Raw genomic sequence first — 20,295 nt, forward strand, 5'->3', positions numbered from 1 at the left:
CCGGTCGGCACAGGAGTCTCCTCGGGAACGCACAGCCGATCCTGTTTCTTTTATTGACGAAGGAAAAGAATCCCTCTAAGTTCCCGGCCATGCGCCCCACCCCTCGCGCCGAGACGTTTCCGGTCAACACCCCCGCCGCCTCACAGGTGTTCACCACCGTGCTGTCCCAGGGCCCGCTGCCCCGCCTGGAGGTGGCCCGGCGCGTGGGCCTGTCCCCGGCCGCCGTCACCAAGGCGGTCCGCCCGCTCATCGAGGCCGGATACCTGGTGGAGGGCGTGGACGAGGAGGCCCGTCCGGCGCTCGGGCGCCCCGCGAACCTCGTGCGGGTCGACGGAGGGCGGGCCCTGTTCATCGGCGTCAAGGTCACCGGCGACGAGATCATCGGGGTCCTCACCGACCTGTGCTGCCGGATCCGCGTCGCCCGGCACCTGCCGCTGCCCGGCCGCGACCCCAGGACGGTGCTGGCGGGCATCGCGGAGCTCACCCGGAAGCTGCTGGCCGAGACTAACGGCTCCACAGCCCCCGTCCTGGGCCTCGGCATCGCCGTCTCCGGCGATGTGGACCGGGCCGAGGGAACCGTCCGCTACTCGCCCTTCCTGGAGTGGCGCGACGTCCCGCTCGCCGAACTGGCCGCCATGACCACGGGGTTGCCCGTCACCGTCGACAACGACGTCCGCGCCCTGACCGTCGCCGAGCAGTGGTTCGGCGCCGGGGTGGGCCTGTCCGACTTCGCCGTGGTCACCGTCGGCGCGGGCATCGGCTGCGGCCTGGTGGTGCACGGACGGGTGGTCGCCGGGGCGCACGGAGTGGCCGGGGAGATCGGCCATGTGACCGTCGACCCGGCCGGCCCGCTCTGCCACTGCGGCAACCGCGGCTGCGTCGAGGCGATCGCGGGAGAGGCCGCGATCCTCCGGCAGATCCGCGAGGCCACCGGCGAACTCCCCGACGCCGAAGCGGCCCTGGCCCTGGCCCGCGAGGGCGTCGCCGCGGCCCGGGACGTGTACGCGCGGGCGGGCGAGGCGATCGGCCGGGGCATCGCCACCGTAGCCAACCTTCTCGGACCCGAACGCGTGATCATCTCCGGCGAGGGACTCGCCGCCTACGACCTGTTCGCCGAGCAGATCCGTGACGCCTTCGTCGCGGCCGCCTTCGGCTCCGCCGCCCAGTGCGACGTCCGCACCCACCCACTGCCCTTCGACGAGTGGGCTCGCGGAGCCGCCGCCACCGCCATCCAGTCCTTCATCGGCCCGGACACGAGCCGATAGGAACCCGTTCCCAAACCCGCACAAGAGCCCGCACAAGTACCCGCACCCCATTGGAGGTACGACCCATGCGGTCATCCTCGTACTTCGCCATGCCCGCCAGAGCGCTGCTGGTGCTCGCCCTCACCGCGGTCGCCGTCCCCACCGCGCACGCCGCCGACACCCCCGCGCCCGCTCTCGCCGCCAAGCCCTACATGGGCTGGTCCAGCTGGAGCATGCAGTCCTCCAAGTACCCCGGCCTCAACCCGGACGGCGACTACAGCTATCTCACCGAGGCCAACGTCCTCAAGCAGACCGACGCCCTGGCCGCCAAGCTGAAGAAGTACGGCTACGCGTACGTCAACATCGACGCCGGCTGGTGGATGGACAAGACCTGGAAGTCCGGGTTCGACCAGTACGGCCGCCAGAAGCCCGACCCGGTCCGATTCCCCCACGGCATGAAGGCCGTCGCCGACCGCATCCACGCCAAGGGCCTCAAGGCCGGCATCTACCTCCCGGCCGGCCTGGAGAAGGGGGCCTACGGCGACGGGAAGACCCCGGTCTGGAACGCCGAGGGCTGCACCACCGCCGACATCGTCTACGACGACCTGCGCACCACCAACGGCTGGGACAGCGCCTACAAGCTCGACTTCTCCAAACCGTGCGCCGGCAAGTACATCGACTCCCAGGCCCAGTTGATCGCCGACTGGGGCTTCGACTTCCTCAAGCTCGACGGCGTCGGCCCCGGTTCCGGCAAGAGCGGCGACCAGTACGACAACGTTGCCGACGTGACCGCCTGGCACCAGGCGATAGCCGGCACCGGCCGCCCGATCCACCTCGAACTCTCCTGGTCCCTCGACATCGGCCATGCCGCCGACTGGAAGAAGTACTCCCAGGGCTGGCGCATCGACACCGACGTCGAGTGCTACTGCAACACCCTCGTCAGCTGGGAGAACTCCGTCGACGACCGCTGGGACGACACCCCGGCCTGGACCCGGCACGCCGGACCCGGAGGCTGGAACGACCTCGACTCCCTCGACGTCGGCAACGGGCGGATGGACGGCCTCACCAAGGCCGAACGGCAGAGCTACGCCACCCTGTGGGCCATCGCCAAGTCCCCCCTGTACACCGGCGACGACCTCACCCGCCTCGACTCCTACGGCCTCTCCCTGCTGACCAACCGCGAGGTCATCGCGCTCGACCAGGGCCCCAACCCGCCCGCGCAGCCGGTCACCCCGTCCGACCCGCAGCAGGTCTGGGCCGCGAAGAACCCCGACGGCACCTACACCGTCGCCCTGTTCAACCTCGCCGACGCCCCCGCCGCCGTCACCGCCGACTGGACCACCCTCGGCTTCACCGGCAAGGCCGCCGTCCGTGACCTGTGGAACCACGAGAACCTCGGCACCTACCAGAACAGGATCACCCAGGCCCTGCCCGCCCACGGCTCGCGCCTGTTCACGGTCACCCCGCACGGCACCGCGGTCACCCGCACGGGATACGAGGCCGAGTCCGCCGCCAACACCCTCGGCGGCAACGCCTCCGTCGCCGACTGTTCCGCCTGCTCCGACGGAAAGAAGGTCGGCAACTTGTACCTCGGCGGCCGCCTGACCTTCAACGACGTGGTTGTCGCGAAGGCCGGCACCTACCAGATCAAGGTCTCCTACATCAGCGGTGACGCCCGCTCGGTGGACATCTCGGCGAACGGCGGCGGCGCCACCCGCCACAAGCTCCCCGCCACCGGCGACTGGGGGACGGTGGCGAGCGTGTACGTGCCCGTGACGCTCAAGGCCGGCGCCAACACGATCACCTTCGACAGCGGCACCGGCTACGCGCCGGACATCGACCGGATCGACGTACCGAAGTCCTGACCGAGCCACCAGGAGCCGCCATGACCCCCGCCCCCTCCAGACGCGGTGTCCTCGCGATGACCGCCGCGCTCGCCGCCCTGCCCACGTTCACGGCGACCGCAGCGCCGCGGAGACCCGCCGACGCACCCGCCCCCGGCACCGACGCCCGCCACCGGCTGTGGTGGCAGGCCCCCGCCGACGAGCACTCGATGATCGAACAGGGCCTGCCCGTCGGCAACGGCCGCCTCGGCGCCCTCGTGAGCAACGACCCCGGCCGTGAACTCCTCCTCGTCACCGACGCCACCCTGTGGACCGGCGGCCTCAACGACACCCTCGACGCCGACGGCCAGTTCCCCTACGGCCGCCAGGACTTCGGCTCCTTCACCCTGCTGGCCCGGCTCGCCGTGGACATCCCCGACCACGACCTGTCCGCCGTCTCCGGCTACCGCCGCACCCTCGACCTCGCCCGGGGCGTGAACGAGACGTTGTACGTCCGATCGGCGGTGACCTACCGACGCCAGATCTTCGCCAGCCACCCCGACGACGTCATCGTCCTGCACTTCACCCAGAGCGGGGGAGGCCGCTACACCGGCACGATCACGCTGGAGGGCACGCACGGCGAGGAGCCCGCGGTCTCCTTCGGGGCCACCCTCCCGAACGGTCTGCGCTACGGAGCCGCGATCACCGCGTACGGCTCCGGCGGCACCGTCACCGTCAAGGGCCCGCACATCGACTTCACCGGGTGCAGGGAACTCACCGTCGTCCTGAGCGGCGGCACCAACTACACACCCGACGCCGCCGCCCACTTCCGCGACCCCTCCCTCGACCCGCAGAAACTCGCGCGCACCAAGGTCCGCGCGGCCGCCCGGCACTCCGCGAGCACCCTGCTGGCCACCCACACCGCCGACCACCACGCCCTGTTCGGGCGGTTGGACGTCTCGCTCGGCGCCTCCTCGGCCGAGCAGCGCTCCCTCGACACCTGGGAGCGCCTGCGCGCCCGCGTCCGGGACGGGGTGCCCGACCCCGAACTGGAGGCGCAGTACCTGCAGTTCGGCCGCTACCTGACGATCGCGGCCTCACGCGGCAGTCTGCCGCTGGGCCTGCAGGGGTTGTGGCTCGACGGCAACGACCCCGACTGGATGGGCGATTACCACACCGACATCAACCTCCAGATGAACTACTGGGCGACCGACCGGGCCGGTCTGTCCCCGTGCTTCGACGCGTTCACGGACTACTGCGTCGCCCAGCTCCCGTCCTGGACCGACCTCACCCGCAGGTTGTTCAACGACCCCCGCAACCGCTACCGCAACTCGACGGGCAAGAACGCCGGCTGGACGGTCGCCATCTCCACCAACCCCTTCGGCGGGGGCGGCTGGTGGTGGCACCCGGCGGGCAACGCCTGGCTGTGCAACTCCCTGTACGAGCACTATGAGTTCACGGCCTCCCGCGCCCATCTGGAGAAGATCTATCCCCTTCTGAAGGGTGCCTGCGAGTTCTGGGAGGCACGGCTGCTGACCATGACCCTCCCGGGCACCTCACGGGAGGTCCTCGTCGCCGACAGCGACTGGTCGCCCGAACACGGCCCCCTCGACGCCAAGGGCATCACCTACGCCCAGGAACTCGTGTGGGCCCTGTTCGGCAACTACTGCACGGCCGCGGCCGAGCTGAAGAAGGACGCCGGCTTCGCCGCCACGATCGCCGGCCTGCGCAAACGCCTCCACCTTCCGCAGGTCAGCCCCACCACGGGCTGGCTGGAGGAGTGGATGTCCCCCGACAACCTCGGCGAGACCACCCACCGCCACCTGTCCCCGCTCGTCGGACTCTTCCCCGGCGACCGCATCCGCCCCGACGGCTCCACCCCGGCCGAGATCGTCCAGGGTGCCACCGCCCTGCTCACCGCCCGCGGCATGGAGAGCTTCGGCTGGGCCAACGCCTGGCGCGCTCTGTGCTGGGCCCGCCTCAAGCAGGCCGACAACGCCTACCAGCTGGTGGTCAACAACCTCCGGCCCTCCAACGACGGCAGCAACGGCACCGCCTTCAACCTCTTCGACATCTACCAGGTGGAACAGGGCCGCGGAATCTTTCAGATCGACGCGAATCTGGGTACCCCTGCAGCGATGATCGAGATGCTGCTCTACTCCCGCCCCGGCCACCTGGAACTTCTGCCCGCCCTGCCCGACGCCTGGGCCGCCTCCGGCTCCCTCAGCGGAGCGAACGCCCGCGGCGGCTTCGTCGTCGACCTACGCTGGCGGGATGGGACACCGACCGAAGCCCGGATCCGCAGTACCGGCGGCCGTACCACGACGGTCGCCCACGCGGGAAGCACCCGCACCGTGACACTCAGGCCCGGAGACACGGTCACCCTGAAGGGCTTCGACCGATGAGCCGCCGGACAGCCCGCCGGGCCCGGCTCGTCGCCGTCACGGTCGCGGCGGCAGCCCTCCAGGCCACGCCCGCACCGGCCGCCGTCGGCCCACCAGACGGGGTGATCACCTGGGGCGCGAGCGCCTACTCCATCGGCGACTCGGCCGCCGACCGCGGCTACCGCATGGTCGTCCACACCAGCGTCGGCGGCCGGGACGCCCGCATCCGGCTCTCCAACGCGTTCGGCCACCAGCCGGTCACCTTCGACAGCGTCTACGCCGGCCTCCAGCTCAAGGACGCCGCGCTGGTGCGCGGCACCAACAGGCGGCTCACCTTCGACGGCTCGTCGTCGGCCACCGTGGAACCCGGCGCCACGGTGTACAGCGACCCGCTGCCCGGCACCCTGGCCGCCGGATCGGACCTGGTCGTCAGCCTCCACACCCCCGACGCCGCCGGCCCGGCCACCGGCCACTGGATGGCCCTGCAAACGTCGTACGCCACCCGGGGCGACCACACCGCCGAGGAGAGCGGCGCCCACTGGACGGAGACCATCGGGTCGTGGTTCTACCTCGACGCGGTCTCGGTGCGCCCGCCCGCGGCCACCGGTGCCGTCGTCGCGCTCGGGGACTCCATCACCGACGGCTGGCAGTCCACCAGCGACCGCAACCGCCGCTGGCCCGACTACCTCGCCCGCCGTCTGCAGAAGGCGCACACCACGGTCAAGGGTGTGGCCGACGAGGGGATCTCCGGCAACAAGGTGCTGGCCGACGGGGCCGGGCCGAGCGCCCTGACCAGGCTGGACCGGGACGTGCTCTCCCAGCCGGGCGTGCGCACCGTGTTCCTCTTCGAAGGCGTCAACGACCTCAAGGCCCACAGCGGTGTCACCTCGGCGGATCTGATCTCCGGCTACCGTGAGATCGTCGACCGGTCCCACGACGCCGGCAAGTGCGTGGTTGTCTCCACCATCGCCCCCTTCAAGGGCTGGCCGGAATGGGACCCGGCCGCCGAGGCCGTACGACAGGAGGTCAACGACTTCGTCCGGAGCCACGCCGACGATTTCGACGCCGTCACCGACTTCGACCGCGTCCTGCGCAGCCCCTACGACCACGAGCGGATGCTCCCCGTCTTCGACGGCGGCGACCACATCCACCCGAACGACAAGGGCATGCAGGCCATGGCGGACTCCGTCGAGCTGAACAGCCTCGACTGCGCCCGCCGCTGAGGGCCCGTCAGCCGGGGGTCGTCGTCTCCGGGGCGATCAGCCCCTCGCGGTAGGCGACGGCCACGGCCTCGGTGCGGCTCGCCGCGCCCAGCTTGGCCAGGATGTTGGAGACATGCACACTCGCCGTCTTGCCGGTGATGAACAGCTCCTCGCCGATCTGGCGGTTGCTGCGCCCCCGGGCGAGCAGCCGCAGCACGTCCTGCTCACGGGCCGTGAGCGGCGACGCGGTGGGCGCCGCCTCGGTGAGTCTGCCGCGCCGGATCAGTTCGTCCGCCTGCTCCAGCAGCACCGTGGCGCCGAGCCGGGCGAACACCTCACGCGCCGCCTGCGCCTCGGTCGCGGCCTCCTCACGCCGGTCGGCGGCGAGCAGGGCCTCGGCGTACCGCAGGCGACAGCGCGCCGGTTCGTACACGTCACCGAAGTCGAACGCGGCGACCGCCTTCGCCCAGGCCTCGGCATCCGGTCCCGACGCGGCCCGGGTCCACTCCGCCTCGGCCCGGGCCAGCCAGGCCTGTCCCTCCGGGCCCTGCGGTATCCCGCCCTCGCCGTGCGCGGCGGTGGTCCTGGCCAGCTCCACCAGCTCGGTCGCGGTCTCCGCCCAGCGACTCGCCCCGGCCCGGTCCCCCTTCAGACGCAGATCGGTGGCCCGGTCGGAGACCGCGGACAAGGCGAGCGTGGCCAGCCGGACGGTGACGTGCGGAGGTGTCCCCATCTCGTCGGTCAGCGTCGTGACAGTCGACCGCATCCGCGCCACGGCCTCCTCGGCGTCGCCCCGCAGCGCCGCCGCGTCGGTCAGCGCGATGCCCGCGACGAGCGTGGCCATCCAGTCGAACGGCCCCTCCAGCAACGCCCGGGCCCGGTCGACGGCACTGAAGTCGCCGCGCGCGAGCGCCACGTAGAGCGCGGGCGCCATCGTGTACCCGCCGGCCGCGGGCAGCACGTCGGCATCCGCGTTCGCCGCACGGACGCAGTCGTCCCAGCGCCCCAGGGTGTACAGCACCAGCAGGTGCAGGTAGCGCATCTCCATCGGATACGGCGACGACAGCAGCCCGGCGCGACGCGCCCGGTCCAGGCCCTCGGTGACCCAGGGCAGACACTCGTCGAGCTGCCCGGACTCGAAGCAGCCGATGGCTAGATTGAACAGCGCGCGCATCTCCACGGGCGTGTTACACGCCTCGCGGGCCAGCTCCCGCGCCTGACGCAGCCGCTCCCGCCCCGCCGGGGTACGGCGGCCGCCGCCCTCCAGGACGGCCAGGGAGATCAGCAGATCCGCCTGGGCGTCCGGGACCCCCAACCGCTCGGCGGTGCCGAGGGCCTGCCGGGCGACCCGCAGCGCCACCTCGTTCTCCCCGACCTGCCGGGCCGCGAGCACATGGGTCGCGGCGGCCCACACCCAGGTACGGGACGGGGGCTCGGCGGGGATCATGGCGAGCGCCTCGCTGCTGTAGGCGAAGGCGGCGGTGAGATTGTCGACGCTCATCAGGTTCCCGGCGAGCGTGTAGCGCACCCGGGCGGCCAGTTCCGAGTCGGCCTCCTGACCGACGCCGACGAGCGCGGCACGCGTGAGCGAGACCGCCCGGTGCAGTTCGCCGGCGTGCGCGGCCGCCGAGGACGCCCGCAGCATCAGCCGGACCCGGTCGACCCCCTCGCCCGAGGGCCGCGCGGACGACTCCACCGCCGACCACAGGTCGAGGGCCGCCTCCAGATGGCGTAGCTCCTCGGCGGGTGCCCCCACCCGCTCGGCGTGGTCCGCGGCCTCCAGGGAGGCGGCGAGCGCGGGGGCGAGGTCATGGCTCTCGCGGTAGTGATGGGCCCGCTCCGCCGCGCTCTCGGCCCGGTTCCCCCGCCCCTCCAGCAGCCGGGCGAACGCGCCGTGCAGCCGCGCCCGCTCACCCGGGAGCAGATCGGCGTACACGGCCTCACGGGCGAGGGCGTGCCGGAACGTGTAGGTGTCGCCCTCGCCCGGCACCAGGACCTGCCGCCCGACGGCCTCGCGCAGCGCCGTCTCCAGCTCATCCTCGGGCAGTCGTACGGCGTCCCGCAGCACGTCGTGCTCGACGCGCCGCCCGGCCACGGCGGCGGTACGCAGTACCTGCTGAGCGGTGTCGGACAGCTGCTCGAACCGGATCAGCAGCACATCGGCGAGCCCACTGGGCACCCCGCCCTCGCCACTCCCCGTGGCGGCGAGCAGTTCCTCGGCGTAGAAGGCGTTGCCCTCGGCCCGCTCGACGATCCGCCGCACCGTGGTGTCCGGCAGCGGCCCCTCGCGCAGGGCCCGCACCAGCCGGGCCACCTCGCCGTCCGCCATCGGCCGCAACTCCAGGCGCTCCACGGCGGGCAGCCGCACGAGCTCGGCGAGCAGGGGCCGCAACGGGTGCCGCCGGTGCAGGTCGTCGGCCCGGTACGAGGCGAGAACGGCCAGCCGGTGGGTGGGTGTGCCGCCTGCCGAGCGCTGCAGGATCCCGCGGCTGAGCAGGAACCGCAGCAGATCCCTGGACGACTGGTCGGCCCAGTGGAGATCCTCCAGGACCAGCAGCAGGGGGGCGATGTCCGAGAGATCGGCCAGCAGCCCGGCGATCGACTCGAACAACCGCAGCCGCCCGCCGGAGTCCCCGGATCCCCCTCCCAGCAACCGCTCCAGCACCGGGTAGGCGGCGAACGCCCCGGCGAACCGTTCGTCCTGCGAGACCGCCCCCAGCACCTCGGTGAACGGCAGATACGGCAACCCGACGTCCCCGAGATCAACACAGTGCCCGGTGAGCACGGTCATTTCCGCCCGCGCAGCCCTCCCAGCCACCTCGTCGAGCACCCGAGTCTTCCCGACCCCGGCGTCCCCCGCGACGAGCACCGCCCGAGCCTCCCCACCTCGGGCACGCTCCAGCACATCGGACAGGAGGGTCAGCTCGTTTTCCCGCCCGACAAGCGGAGTACTGATAGAGATCTGCGGCACAAAGACATCCTGGCACTTCGCACTGACAGCCGGTCGACCTACCAAGGGGCGCGGGGAACTGCGCGACCAGCCTCTACGTACCCGCAGCCGCCATCAGACAGGTCCCCCCGAGCTCATCTGCGCAACGTCCGAGCCCAATCAGCCGGTACACGCCCCGCAGGGCCGGGCGCCGGCTGCGACTGAGGATGACTCACCGGCGGGGCCAGTTCCGGCCCCGCCTCGAACATCTCCTCCGTCTCGAAGTTCCAGAACCACTCCTCACCCGGCTCGAAGCTCCGCGCCAACGGATGCCCGGTCTCCCGGAAGTGCCCGCTCGCGTGCTGACCCGGAGAGGAGTCACAACACCCCACGTGCCCGCACTGCGCACACCGCCGCAGATGGAACCACCAGCCACCGGCCGCGTCGCACTCCACGCACCCGTCCCCGCTGGGCGGCACGCTCGGGTCGATGCCCTTGACGTCGGTCATTCCGGCTCCTCGGTCGTGTCGTTGTCCACGGCGGTCAGGGGAAGCAGCACCTGGAAGCGGGTGTCGCCGGGCGACGACTCCACCTGGAGCGTCCCGTGGTGCTTGTTGACCACGATCCGCCAGGAGATGTCGAGCCCGAGGCCCGTCCCCTCGCCCACGGGCTTGGTGGTGAAGAAGGGATCGAAGATCCGCCCGCGGATGTCCGCCGGCACCCCGGGTCCGGTGTCCCGGAACTCCACCAGCAGCCGGTCGTGTTCGAGCGCGGTCCGGACGGTCAACGTCCCCTCACCGCCGACGCTGTTGATGGCCTGCACCGCGTTGTCGATCAGGTTGGTCCACACCTGGTTGAGCTCGGCGGGGTAGGCCGGGATCCGCGGCAGGGTCCGGTCGTACTCCTTGACGACCTTGATCTGCTGTCCGATCTTCCCCGACAGCATCAGCAGCGTGCTGTCGAGGAGTTCGTGCACGTCGGCCACCTGGTAGGGCGCCCGGTCCAGCTGGGAGTACTGCTTGGCCGCGTCGACGAGGTGGGAGATCCGGGCCGTGGAGTCGTTGATCTCGTCCATCAACAGCTCGGTCTCGACGGTGTAGTTGAGCCAGCCGATCGCGTTCGGCAGGATCTCCTCGCCCACGGTCGCCGCGACCTGGTCGAGCCAGTCCACGTCGAGCCCGCCCTGCACGAAGGTGGGCGCGATCCGCCAGCCCTCCTGGATGCCGTGGTCGTCGAGCCAGTCGGCGAGGGTGTCCTCCCGGTCGGACGCCTCCAGGGGGCTCAACACAGGTGCCTTGGCGACGCGTTCGGCGGTGCGCTCCTGGATGTCGATGAGGTTCGCCATGACCTCGGGGGAGTAGGAGCCCTGGGCGATGATGCCGAGCTTGTGCCGCATCTTGCCCACGCGCTCGCGCAGCGTCGACGTGGCCCGTACGGCAGCCGCCGCGGGGTTGTTGAGCTCATGGGTGAGACCGGCGGACAACGAGCCGAGCGCCAGCAGCCGTTCACGCTGTCCGATGGCACGCTGGGTGTTCTTCGAACCGAAGAAGAGCCCCTCCAGCAGATGGACCGCCATCGGGAACCACTCCTGCATGAAGGCCGAGAACGTCTCCGCGGGCAGCACGAAGAACCGTGAGGGCTCGGTGACCCGCATGGAGTTGTTGTAGGTCTGCTGCACCCGGTCGCCGAGGTAGGCCTGCATGGACCCCGAGTACACCCCACGCTGCGAGGTGCGGTTGACCTCCACGTCGTCGCCGCCGACCCGGCGCGAGAGCACGACCGTGCCCTCGATCATCACGTAGAAGCAGGTGGCGGGCTCACCCTCGGTGTAGACGGGCCCGGGTTCGAACCTCTCCACCCGGCCCGCGCTGCACAGCTGGCCGAGCTGTTCGGGGGAGAGCTTCTCGAACAGGAACAGCGACCCGATCTCCCCGGGGCTGCACGGCATCAACTGCCCGCTCACGACTGCTCCAGGTACCGGTGGACGAGCATCACGGCCATGGCTCCCTCTCCGACTGCGGACGCGACCCGCTTCGCGGACTCGGCGCGCGCGTCACCCGCGACGAACACGCCCGGAATGTTGGTCTCCAGGTGGTACGGCGGCCGGTCCAGCTCCCAGTCCGCCGGCGGCCGCCCGTCCGGGGTGAGGTCGGGCCCGGCCAGGATGAACCCGTGCTCGTCGCGCAGCACGGTGCCGTCCAGCCAGCCGGTCAGCGGGGCCGCGCCGATGAACACGAACATCCACTGCGCGTCGACGAGTTCGGTCTCGCCGGTCTCGGTGTCGCGCAGGGTCAGCTGCTCCAGGTGGTCCGAGCCGTGCGCGGACTCGACGACGGTACGCGCGCGAACCGAGATGTTCGGCGCCTCCTCGATCTGCTGGATCAGGTAGTGCGACATCGACGCGGCGAGGTCGGGGCCGCGCACCAGCAGGGTCACCGACTTGGCGCCCCGGGACAGGTACATGGCCGCCTGCCCCGCCGAGTTGGCGCCGCCGACGATGTACACGTCCTGCCCCTGGCAGGAGGCCGCCTCGGTCAGCGCCGAGCCGTAGAACACCCCGCACCCGGTCAGATCCGTGCAGCCGGGCGCCTCCAGCTGCCGGTACGACACGCCGGTCGCCAGGATCACGCTGTGCGCGGCCACCGCGGACCCGTCGGAGAACCGCACGGTGCGGGCCGCGCCGTTGACCTCCAGGCCCGCCACCTCACGGGCGGTGAGGATCTCGGCGCCGAACTTCGTCGCCTGACGGCGGGCCCGGTCGGTGAGCTGGGCGCCCGACACACCGTCGGGGAAGCCCAGGTAGTTCTCGATCCGCGAGCTCTGTCCGGCCTGGCCGCCGGTCGCCGACCGCTCCACGAGCACGGTCCGTAGCCCCTCCGAGGCCCCGTACACCGCCGCGCCGAGCCCGGCCGGGCCGCCGCCGATGACCACGAGGTCGTAGAAGTCGGCGGTCGGGGTCGTGGCGAGACCCACGTGGGCGGCCAGGTCCGGGGCCTCCGGCTTGACCAGGGGAGTGCCGTCCGGGGTGATCACCACCGGCAGCCGCTGCCCGTCCTGGCCCGCGGCGGCCAGCAGCCGCTGTCCCTCGGGCTCGTCGGTGGAGTACCACCGGTACGGCACCTGGTTGCGGGCCAGGAACTCCCGCACGTCCGAGGAGCGCGCCGACCAGCGGTGCCCGATCACCTTGGTGGCGGGCACCGGCCGGTAGTCGCTGCAGCGCCACGCCTCCAGGAGGTCGTCGAGCACCGGGTACAGCTTCTCCTCGGGCGGGTCCCACGGCTTGAGGAGGTAGTGGTCGAGGTCGACGACGTTGATCGCGTCGATCGCCGCGCTGGTGTCCGCGTACGCCGTCAGCAGCACGCGGCGGGCGCCCGGATACACGTCCAGGGCCTGTTCGAGGAACTCGATGCCGTTCATCTGCGGCATGCGGTAGTCGGCCAGGATCACCGCCACGAGGTCGCCGCGCAGCTTCAGCTCCCGCAGCGCCTCCAGCGCGGACTCACCGGACTCCGCGCGCACGATCCGGTACGACTCGCCGTAGCGCCGCCGCAGGTCGCGGGCGACGGCGCGGGAGACCCCCGGGTCGTCGTCCACGGTCAGAATGACGGTCCGCGCCGATTCGGCGGCCTGTGCCATGCGTCTCCCCACGCCGGGCGGTCGGTCGGGGCACGGCGCCCCCCGTGGTCACCGGCCCGGTCCCGCCCATCGTATGTTCGATCGCCCGGCTACGCGCAGGTATGCGTGACCCTGCCGGTGTCAGGCTCGGCGCTGCCCCAGCACACAGAACTCGTTGCCCTCGGGGTCCACGAGCGTCACCCAGGACTGCTCGCCCTGCCCGATGTCCGTGTGCCGCGCGCCCAGGGCGAGGAGGCGGGTGACCTCGGCGTCCCGGTCGTCCGGCCGGAAGTCGAGGTGGAGCCGGTTCTTGACGGTCTTCGCCTCCGGCACCGGCACGAACAGCAGCCCCGGGATCCGGTCCTTCTCGGGACGGATCTCGAACTCGTCCGGTGAGTCCTCGACCACCACCCAGCCCAGGGCCTCGGCCCACCAGCGCCCGAGGGCGGCGGGATCGGCGGCGTCCACGATGACTTGCTCCCATTCCAGTGCCATGCGGGGAGCGTAGTGAAGACTGAGGATCAGGGTCCACCGCATTGATCAAGAACGAGGAGGCCGGCGTATGACACGCCCGATCACCGCAGGGATCGACGGAACCGAGGAGTCCCTCGCCGCACTGGGCTGGGCCGCCCGGGAGGCGGTCCGGCGCGGAACGGGGCTGCGGGTGGTGCACGCCTGGCGGTTCCAGCCGTACGAGGGGATCGACGCGGGGGACCGGGACACCCAGGCGGGCTGGGCGCGGGACGCCATGGCCGAGGCCGTCCGAGCCGTCACCGGACGGCACACCGGGCTCGACGTGGACACCGACCTCGTGGAGGGAGGCAGCGTCGACGTGCTGGTCGCCGCCGCGTCCGACGCCGAACTGCTGGTCCTGGGCTCCCGTGGACACGGGCCGGTGGTGGGCTTCCTGCTGGGCTCGGTGGGCCAGCAGGTGATCGCCGAGGCCACGCGGCCCGTGGTCCTGGTGCGGGCCGGGGACCAGGCCGGCGCGGAGGTCTCGGGGCGCGAGATCGTCGTGGGCCAGGAGGGCGACCCGGAGGACAGCGCCGAGGTCATGCGGTTCGCCTTCGAGACGGCGGCGGCACGGGGAGCGGCCGTGCGTGCCGTACGGGCCTGGACGCTGCCGCCGGTGTTCGCCTACAGCCCGGGTTCGCTGAAGCTCCTCGACGAGGCCGGCGGGCTGGAGCCGTACGAGAAGAAGGCCCTGGCCTCGGCGCTCCAGCCGTGGCGGGAGCGCTTCCCGGACGTGCCGGTCGTCGAGCACGTGGAGATGGGCAGCGCGGGCCAGGTGCTGCTGTCGATGACCGCCAGGGCTCAGCTGATGGTCGTGGGCCGTCGGGCCCGTCGTACCGCGGTGGGCGCCCGGATCGGATCGGTCGCGCACGGTGTGCTGCACCACGCGGACTGCCCGGTGGCCGTGGTCCCGCACGCCTGAGGTCAGTCGGCGGTGGCCGGAGTGGGCTGGAGCGTCTCGCGGGCCTTGGGGAGGATGTTCGTGATGTAGTCGTCCACCGCGGTGTCCAGGCCGATGTCGTGCTGGGCCCGCTCGGACAGGTACCAGCGGTGCTCCAGGAGCTCGTGGTAGATCTCGGCCGGGTCCATCGACCCGCGCATCTCCGGCGGCACGGCCCGTACCGTGGGCCGGAAGACGTCCCGCACCCAGCGGTGGGCGAGTACCTCCGGACGAGCGCCGAGCGGGTCGCCGGGGGCGTAGTCCTCCTGGGTGGCCATCCAGCTCTCCAGGTCGTTCAGCAGCCGTCGGGCCTGGTTCTCCTCGGCGTCCAGGCCCGTCAGGCGCAGGAGCTGGCGCTGGTGGTGACCGGCGTCCACGACCTTCGGGACGAACGTGACCTCGTCGCCGTTCGGCGCGTGCTCGATCTGCATCTCGGCCACGTCGAAACCGAGGTCGTTGAGCCGGCGGATCCGGCGCTCGATGTAGTGGTACTTGCCCGCCGGGTAGACGGACCTGCGGGTCAGCTCCTCCCACAGGCTGCCGTATCGCGAGCAGATCTCCATGCCGAACTCGATCGCGTCCACCGAGGGGTGCAGCGCCCCGGAGGCCTCCAGATCGAGCAGCTCACCGCTGATGTTGACGCGGGCGAGGTCGAGGTCGTAGTCCCGCTGCCCGGGGCTGAGCTGCGGATGCAGGTCGCCGGTCTCGGCGTCGACGAGGTAGGCGGCGTAGGCGCCCGCGTCCCGGCGGAACAGGGTGTTGGACAGGGAGCAGTCGCCCCAGGCGAACCCGGCCAGGTGCAGGCGGACCAGAAGGACCGCCAGGGCGTCCATCAGGCGGTGCATGGTGGCGGGCCGCATGGTCGTCTCGAACATCGAGCGGTACGGCATCGAGCCGCCCAGATGCCGGGTGACCAGCACCGGCTCCAGCGGGGCGTCCTCGGCGTCGGTGCGCCCGGTGACCACGGCGAGCGGGTCGACGGCGGGGATGCCGAGCCGGTCCAGGTCGCGCAGCAGCTCGTACTCGCGCAGCGCCGGGCGCTCGGCGAGTTCCTTCACGGCGATGACCTCGTCGCCGGCGCGGGCGTAGCGCACCACGTGGCGGGATATGCCGCGCGGCAGCGGGACCAGGACCTCCTCCGGCCACTGCTCCAGCGGCAGCTGCCACGGCAGTTCGAGCAGGAGCGCGGGGTGCTCCGGGTTCGTCGCGCTGATCTGCAGTGCCATCGGTGCTCTGTCCTCGCCTGGTCGGTGATCGTCACCTCACCTTAGAGCGCGCGGTCCCTGGCCTGAAGTGCCGCTTCACGGACCGGACCGCGGTACACCGGGCCGTGCCCCGGCAGCAACACCTCACCCTCCAGCTGCGCGAACACGTCCAGCGACGCCACGGCACGCGCGCGCTCGTGGTGGAACATGTCCGGCAGCAGCTGGGGCCCCTTGACCCGTGAGGTGGGGTGACCGCTCACGAGGCCGTCGCCCGAGATCACCACGCCGCGGTCGGGGAGGTGGAAGGCGCAGTGTCCGTCGGTGTGGCCCGGTGTGTGGACGGGCACCGGGCGGCCGGGCAGATCGAGGGCGCCCTCCGCCGGGAACGGCTGCGGGGAGGTGACGGGCACATGGGCCGTGCCGCCCACGCGGATCGCGTGCACCGCCCACGGCAGCACACCGGGGCGCCAGCCGTTCTTCAGGACCGTCCCGACGGAGACCTGGTGCAGGAACTCACGCCGGGCGTGCGGGACTTCGGCCTCGTGCAGGTAGACCGGCGTGCCGTAGGCGCTGCGCAGGTACTCGGCGGAGCCCAGGTGGTCGTTGTGGGCGTGCGTGATGAGCACCGCCGTGAGCGCCTCCGGTGAACTGCCCACCTCCGCGAGGGAGGCGAGCACCTGGTCCCGGTCGCCCGGGTAGCCGGTGTCGACCAGCGTGGCGGAGCTTCCCTCGGTCAGGATCACCCAGTTGGTGTTGCTGCCGTGCACCAGATAGGTGCCGTCCGCGACTTGCTGCACGCCTGCGCTCATGATCGCCCCGCCCGGTGAGTCCCTGCCCGACGGCACACAGCAAAGCAGACGCTCAGGCGATCCGGAGCGGCGGGTACCGGTCTTCCATCCGTCAACTTCCGGCGGCCGATTCCAGCGGTGGACCTGCCCGTTGACGAGGCTGCCTACGGCGCCGGGGCGCACCCCGGGCGGGCACGCTCACAGAGACCTGCGCCCCCCGGACTCCGGGCCCGCCCGCGCCACGGTGTCGTCCTCGCGGCCCGCCGCCGCGGTGGCTTGTGCTGGTCCTTCCCGTCCCACCTCCGGAGGGGCGAGGCTGCCTCCGGTGCCGAGCTCCCGGGCCGCCACGCCGCGCCACGGTGTCGTCCTCGCGGCCCGCCGCCGCGGTGGCTTGTGCTGGTCCTCCTCGTCCGGCCCCCGGAGGGACGAGGCTGCCTCCGGCACCGTCCGCCGGAGGCAGCCCCCGCGTGCGGCCGAAGCAGCCGCCTCTCTGCCTCAGTGCACGCCGTGCGGGCGGAACTGGATGCTGATGCGCGGTCCCGTCGCGCGCGTCGACTTCGGTACGGCGTGCTCCCAGGTGCGCTGGCAGGAGCCGCCCATCACGATCAGGTCGCCGTGGCCCAGCGGCCGCCGCAGCGTCTCGCCGCCGCCACGCGCCGGCCGCAGCACGAGGTCGCGCGGCGCGCCCACGGAGAGGATCGCGACCATGGTGTCGTGGCTGCCCCCTCGCCCGCCCCGGTCGCCGTGCCAGGCGACGCTGTCGCGGCCGTCGCGGTAGTAGCAGAGCCCGGCCGTCGTGAACGGCTCGCCGAGCTCGTCGGCGTAGTGCGCGGTGAGCGCCTCGCGGGCCTCGGTGACCACGGGATGCGGCAGCTCGTCGTCCACGCCGTAGAAGGCGAGCAGCCGCGGGACGTCGACGACGTGGTCGTACATCGTGCGGCGCTCCGCACGCCAGGGCACCTCTGCGGCCAGCCGTTCGAACAGGACGTCCGAGCCGCCGAGCCATCCGGGGAGTACGTCGATCCAGGCGCCGTGGGCGAGCACGGTACGGCGGATCCCGTCGAGGGGGCCGAGCCGGAGCTGGTCGGTCTGGTCGAAGAGGGAGCCCTGGAGGTGCGCGGTCATGAATCCAGCGTACTCCTTATTCGAAAATCTGTTCCCATGAAGTTCGCTGAGGCGTTCGACTCTTTCGATACATCGACGTATCGGATACATTCATGTATCGAACGGAGGACCGACATGGTGGTGGAGGACACGACCAGGCGTGTGACCAGGCGCCGGGTCCGCACGCGTGCCAACCTCCTGGACGCGGCCTTCTCGGTGTTCGCCGCCAAGGGCTTCGGACGGGTGTCGATCGAGGAGGTCTGCGAGGCCGCCGGGTACAGCCGAGGCGCCTTCTACTCGAACTTCGACAGTCTCGACGAGCTGTTCTTCGCGCTCTACCAGCAGCGCGCCGACCTCATCGCCGACCAGGTCTCCGGCGCCCTCGCCCTCGACGGCCCCGGCCTCGACGTGCCGGCCGCCGTCGACCGGGTCACCGACGTGCTGCTCCTGGACCGGGACTGGCTCCTGGTGAAGACCGACTTCCTGGTGCACGCCGCCCGCGCGCCCGAGGTCGCCCGGACCCTGCTCGAACACCGGGCCCGGCTCCGGAGCGCCATCGCCGACCGGCTGGCACGCACGCGTGGGCACGCCGAACTGCCCGCCGTGCTGGTCGACGTCGAGGGCGCCGCCCATGCCGTGGTCGCCGCCTACGACGGGGTCACCGTCCAACTGCTCCTGGACGGGGACCTGGAGCGGGCCCGGGTCTGGCTCAAGCAACTGCTCACCGCGCTGCTCACCGACGGCAGCGACACCACCGTATGAGGGAAGGGACGGTCGCCATGGATGCCGACGTCATCGTCGTCGGAGCGGGGCTCGCGGGCCTGGTCGCCGCGCACGAACTCACCAGCCGCGGCAGAAGGGTCGCGCTGGTGGACCAGGAGAACGCCGCGAACCTCGGCGGCCAGGCCTTCTGGTCCTTCGGCGGGCTCTTCCTCGTCGACTCCCCGGAACAGCGGCGCCTGGGCATCAAGGACTCCTTCGACCTCGCCTGGAACGACTGGCAGGGCAGCGCGCAGTTCGACCGGGTCGAGGACGAGGACTCCTGGGCGGTGCGCTGGGCGCGCGCCTACGTCGAGTTCGCGGCCGGCGAGAAGCGGTCCTGGCTGGAGGGGCACGGCATCACGTTCCTGCCCACCGTCGGCTGGGCCGAGCGCGGCGACCTCACCGCCCACGGGCACGGCAACTCCGTACCCCGCTTCCATGTCGCCTGGGGCACCGGCACCGGAGTGGTCGAGCCCTTCGTCCGATACGCCAGGCAGGCCGCGCGCGACGGACTGCTGACGTTCTACCACCGCCACCAGGTCGACGAGCTCGTCGTCGAGGAGGGCACCGCCCGCGGGGTGCGCGGCACGGTCCTGGCCGAGGACAACTCCGCGCGCGGGGTGGCCTCCAACCGCGATCGGGTCGGCGACTTCGAACTCACCGCCCGAGCCGTCGTCGTCACCACCGGCGGCATCGGCGCCAACCACGACATCGTCCGCCGTTACTGGCCCGAGCGGCTCGGCACCCCGCCCACCGAGATGGTCACCGGCGTCCCCGCCCACGTCGACGGCCGGATGCTCGACATCAGCGAGGGCGCGGGCGTCCGCCTGGTCAACCGCGACCGCATGTGGCACTACACCGAGGGCATCCAGAACTGGGACCCGATCTGGCCCGGCCACGGCATCCGCATCCTGCCCGGCCCGTCCTCGATGTGGTTCGACGCCCTGGGCCGCCGACTGCCCGAACCCTGCCTGCCCGGCTACGACACCCTCGGCACCCTCAGGCACCTGCGCACCACCGAGGACATCGCGGAGCACGACCACTCCTGGTTCATCCTCACCCAGAAGATCATCGAGAAGGAGTTCGCGCTCTCGGGCTCCGAGCAGAACCCCGACATCACCGCCAAGGACCGCGCGGGCTTCCTCAAGGAGCGCATCCTCGGCAAGGGCGCGCCGGGACCGGTGGACGCGTTCCTGCGCAAGGGCGCGGACTTCGTGACCGCCCCGAACCTGGAACAGCTCGTCGAGAAGATGAACGGACTCACCGACAAGGCACTCCTCGACGCCGCCGACCTCCGCCGCCAGATCGAGGCCCGCGACCTCCAGATCGCCAACTCCTACAGCAAGGACGCCCAGGTGCAGGGCATCCGCAACGCCCGCCGCTACATCGGCGACCGCCTCGGCCGCGTCGCCACCCCGCACCGCATCCTCGACCCGGCCGCCGGCCCCCTGATCGGCGTCAAGCTGCACATCCTGACCCGCAAGACCCTCGGCGGCATCCAGACCGACCTCGACTCCCGCGCTCTGGGCACCGACGGCAAGCCCCTGGAAGGGCTGTACGCGGCGGGCGAGGTCGCCGGCTTCGGCGGGGGCGGTGTCCACGGCTACAACGCGTTGGAGGGCACCTTCCTCGGCGGCTGCCTGTTCTCCGGGCGCGCCGCGGGGCGGGCGGCGGCCAAGCAGGTCGGCTAGGGCTCCAGGGGACCCGGACCAGGTGATCCGGACCAGGGGACCCGGAACGGGTCGGCCGGGGCCGGTCGCCCGGCGGGTCCGGCGGCCTGCGACGC

Annotated in this window: 15 protein-coding genes; 7 read left to right on the top strand and 8 right to left on the bottom strand. The window is 71.8% G+C overall.

Features of this window, described 5'->3' with window-relative positions; genetic code table 11:
• The first annotated feature begins 89 nt into the window (after positions 1–89).
• From D1369_RS38790 to D1369_RS38805, 4 genes are all read left to right on the top strand, one after another.
• Complete coding sequence (locus D1369_RS38790) at positions 90–1,265, top strand: ROK family transcriptional regulator (protein WP_118082966.1); 1,176 nt, start codon at positions 90–92, stop codon at positions 1,263–1,265.
• Between the two features lie 65 nt (positions 1,266–1,330).
• Complete coding sequence (locus D1369_RS38795; RefSeq protein WP_007379766.1) at positions 1,331–3,109, top strand: carbohydrate-binding protein; 1,779 nt, start codon at positions 1,331–1,333, stop codon at positions 3,107–3,109.
• A gap of 20 nt (positions 3,110–3,129) precedes the next feature.
• Positions 3,130–5,472, top strand: coding sequence for a glycoside hydrolase N-terminal domain-containing protein (locus D1369_RS38800; protein WP_007379765.1), 2,343 nt, complete (start codon positions 3,130–3,132; stop codon positions 5,470–5,472).
• A complete protein-coding gene (locus D1369_RS38805) occupies positions 5,469–6,674 on the top strand; it encodes an SGNH/GDSL hydrolase family protein (RefSeq protein WP_007379764.1) in 1,206 nt (401 codons plus the stop codon). The genes D1369_RS38800 and D1369_RS38805 overlap by 4 nt, the downstream gene beginning before the upstream one ends.
• 7 nt (positions 6,675–6,681) lie before the next feature.
• Here the strand turns inward: D1369_RS38805 and D1369_RS38810 are convergent, their stop codons facing one another.
• From D1369_RS38810 to D1369_RS38830, 5 genes are all read right to left on the bottom strand, one after another.
• Entirely contained in the window at positions 6,682–9,624 is a 2,943-nt protein-coding gene (locus D1369_RS38810; protein WP_037898821.1) for a helix-turn-helix transcriptional regulator, read from the bottom strand.
• A 113-nt stretch (positions 9,625–9,737) separates the two neighbouring features.
• On the bottom strand, positions 9,738–10,091 hold the full coding sequence (locus D1369_RS38815) for a UBP-type zinc finger domain-containing protein (RefSeq protein WP_007379762.1): 354 nt from the start codon (positions 10,089–10,091) through the stop codon (positions 9,738–9,740).
• Entirely contained in the window at positions 10,088–11,545 is a 1,458-nt protein-coding gene (locus tag D1369_RS38820) for an ATP-binding protein (protein ID WP_007379761.1), read from the bottom strand. The genes D1369_RS38815 and D1369_RS38820 overlap by 4 nt, the downstream gene beginning before the upstream one ends.
• The gene (locus tag D1369_RS38825; protein ID WP_118082968.1) at positions 11,542–13,218 is read right to left on the bottom strand and encodes an FAD-dependent oxidoreductase; all 1,677 of its coding nucleotides are present in this window, start codon (positions 13,216–13,218) and stop codon (positions 11,542–11,544) included. Before D1369_RS38825 ends, D1369_RS38820 begins: the two co-directional genes overlap by 4 nt.
• A 120-nt stretch (positions 13,219–13,338) precedes the next feature.
• A complete protein-coding gene (locus D1369_RS38830) occupies positions 13,339–13,692 on the bottom strand; it encodes a VOC family protein (protein WP_037898818.1) in 354 nt (117 codons plus the stop codon).
• Between the two features lie 67 nt (positions 13,693–13,759).
• On the opposite strand from D1369_RS38830, the gene D1369_RS38835 reads away from it, so the two are divergent.
• Positions 13,760–14,632 (top strand): universal stress protein, encoded by an 873-nt coding sequence (locus tag D1369_RS38835; RefSeq protein ID WP_037898816.1) that lies wholly within the window; start codon positions 13,760–13,762, stop codon positions 14,630–14,632.
• Positions 14,633–14,634: 2 nt separating this feature from the next.
• On the opposite strand, the gene D1369_RS38840 is transcribed toward D1369_RS38835, so the two are convergent.
• From D1369_RS38840 to D1369_RS38850, 3 genes are all read right to left on the bottom strand, one after another.
• On the bottom strand, positions 14,635–15,876 hold the full coding sequence (locus tag D1369_RS38840) for a DUF4032 domain-containing protein (protein WP_007379758.1): 1,242 nt from the start codon (positions 15,874–15,876) through the stop codon (positions 14,635–14,637).
• A gap of 41 nt (positions 15,877–15,917) precedes the next feature.
• Entirely contained in the window at positions 15,918–16,664 is a 747-nt protein-coding gene (locus tag D1369_RS38845) for an MBL fold metallo-hydrolase (RefSeq protein WP_007379757.1), read from the bottom strand.
• A 474-nt stretch (positions 16,665–17,138) separates the two neighbouring features.
• On the bottom strand, positions 17,139–17,768 hold the full coding sequence (locus D1369_RS38850) for an alpha-ketoglutarate-dependent dioxygenase AlkB (RefSeq protein WP_118082971.1): 630 nt from the start codon (positions 17,766–17,768) through the stop codon (positions 17,139–17,141).
• 114 nt (positions 17,769–17,882) lie between these two features.
• Here D1369_RS38850 and D1369_RS38855 point away from each other — a divergent pair, with 114 nt between their 5' ends.
• Both D1369_RS38855 and D1369_RS38860 read left to right on the top strand, forming a co-directional pair.
• On the top strand, positions 17,883–18,509 hold the full coding sequence (locus D1369_RS38855; RefSeq protein WP_037898814.1) for a TetR/AcrR family transcriptional regulator: 627 nt from the start codon (positions 17,883–17,885) through the stop codon (positions 18,507–18,509).
• Between the two features lie 17 nt (positions 18,510–18,526).
• The gene (locus D1369_RS38860; protein ID WP_118082972.1) at positions 18,527–20,200 is read left to right on the top strand and encodes an FAD-binding dehydrogenase; all 1,674 of its coding nucleotides are present in this window, start codon (positions 18,527–18,529) and stop codon (positions 20,198–20,200) included.
• Positions 20,201–20,295 lie beyond the last annotated feature (95 nt).

The sequence above is a fragment of the Streptomyces sp. CC0208 genome, assembly GCF_003443735.1.
GTDB lineage: Bacteria > Actinomycetota > Actinomycetes > Streptomycetales > Streptomycetaceae > Streptomyces > Streptomyces sviceus.

Excerpts from the sequence above, each read along its gene's own strand:
- D1369_RS38845 (WP_007379757.1), bottom strand. The coding sequence starts at position 16,664 with ATGAGCGCAGGCGTGCAGCAAGTCGCGGACGGCACCTATCTGGTGCAC.
- D1369_RS38805 (WP_007379764.1), top strand. The coding sequence starts at position 5,469 with ATGAGCCGCCGGACAGCCCGCCGGGCCCGGCTCGTCGCCGTCACGGTC.
- D1369_RS38815 (WP_007379762.1), bottom strand. The coding sequence starts at position 10,091 with ATGACCGACGTCAAGGGCATCGACCCGAGCGTGCCGCCCAGCGGGGAC.
- D1369_RS38835 (WP_037898816.1), top strand. The coding sequence starts at position 13,760 with ATGACACGCCCGATCACCGCAGGGATCGACGGAACCGAGGAGTCCCTC.
- D1369_RS38860 (WP_118082972.1), top strand. The coding sequence starts at position 18,527 with ATGGATGCCGACGTCATCGTCGTCGGAGCGGGGCTCGCGGGCCTGGTC.
- D1369_RS38825 (WP_118082968.1), bottom strand. The coding sequence starts at position 13,218 with ATGGCACAGGCCGCCGAATCGGCGCGGACCGTCATTCTGACCGTGGAC.
- D1369_RS38795 (WP_007379766.1), top strand. The coding sequence starts at position 1,331 with ATGCGGTCATCCTCGTACTTCGCCATGCCCGCCAGAGCGCTGCTGGTG.
- D1369_RS38800 (WP_007379765.1), top strand. The coding sequence starts at position 3,130 with ATGACCCCCGCCCCCTCCAGACGCGGTGTCCTCGCGATGACCGCCGCG.
- D1369_RS38790 (WP_118082966.1), top strand. The coding sequence starts at position 90 with ATGCGCCCCACCCCTCGCGCCGAGACGTTTCCGGTCAACACCCCCGCC.
- D1369_RS38850 (WP_118082971.1), bottom strand. The coding sequence starts at position 17,768 with ATGACCGCGCACCTCCAGGGCTCCCTCTTCGACCAGACCGACCAGCTC.
- D1369_RS38855 (WP_037898814.1), top strand. The coding sequence starts at position 17,883 with ATGGTGGTGGAGGACACGACCAGGCGTGTGACCAGGCGCCGGGTCCGC.
- D1369_RS38830 (WP_037898818.1), bottom strand. The coding sequence starts at position 13,692 with ATGGCACTGGAATGGGAGCAAGTCATCGTGGACGCCGCCGATCCCGCC.
- D1369_RS38840 (WP_007379758.1), bottom strand. The coding sequence starts at position 15,876 with ATGGCACTGCAGATCAGCGCGACGAACCCGGAGCACCCCGCGCTCCTG.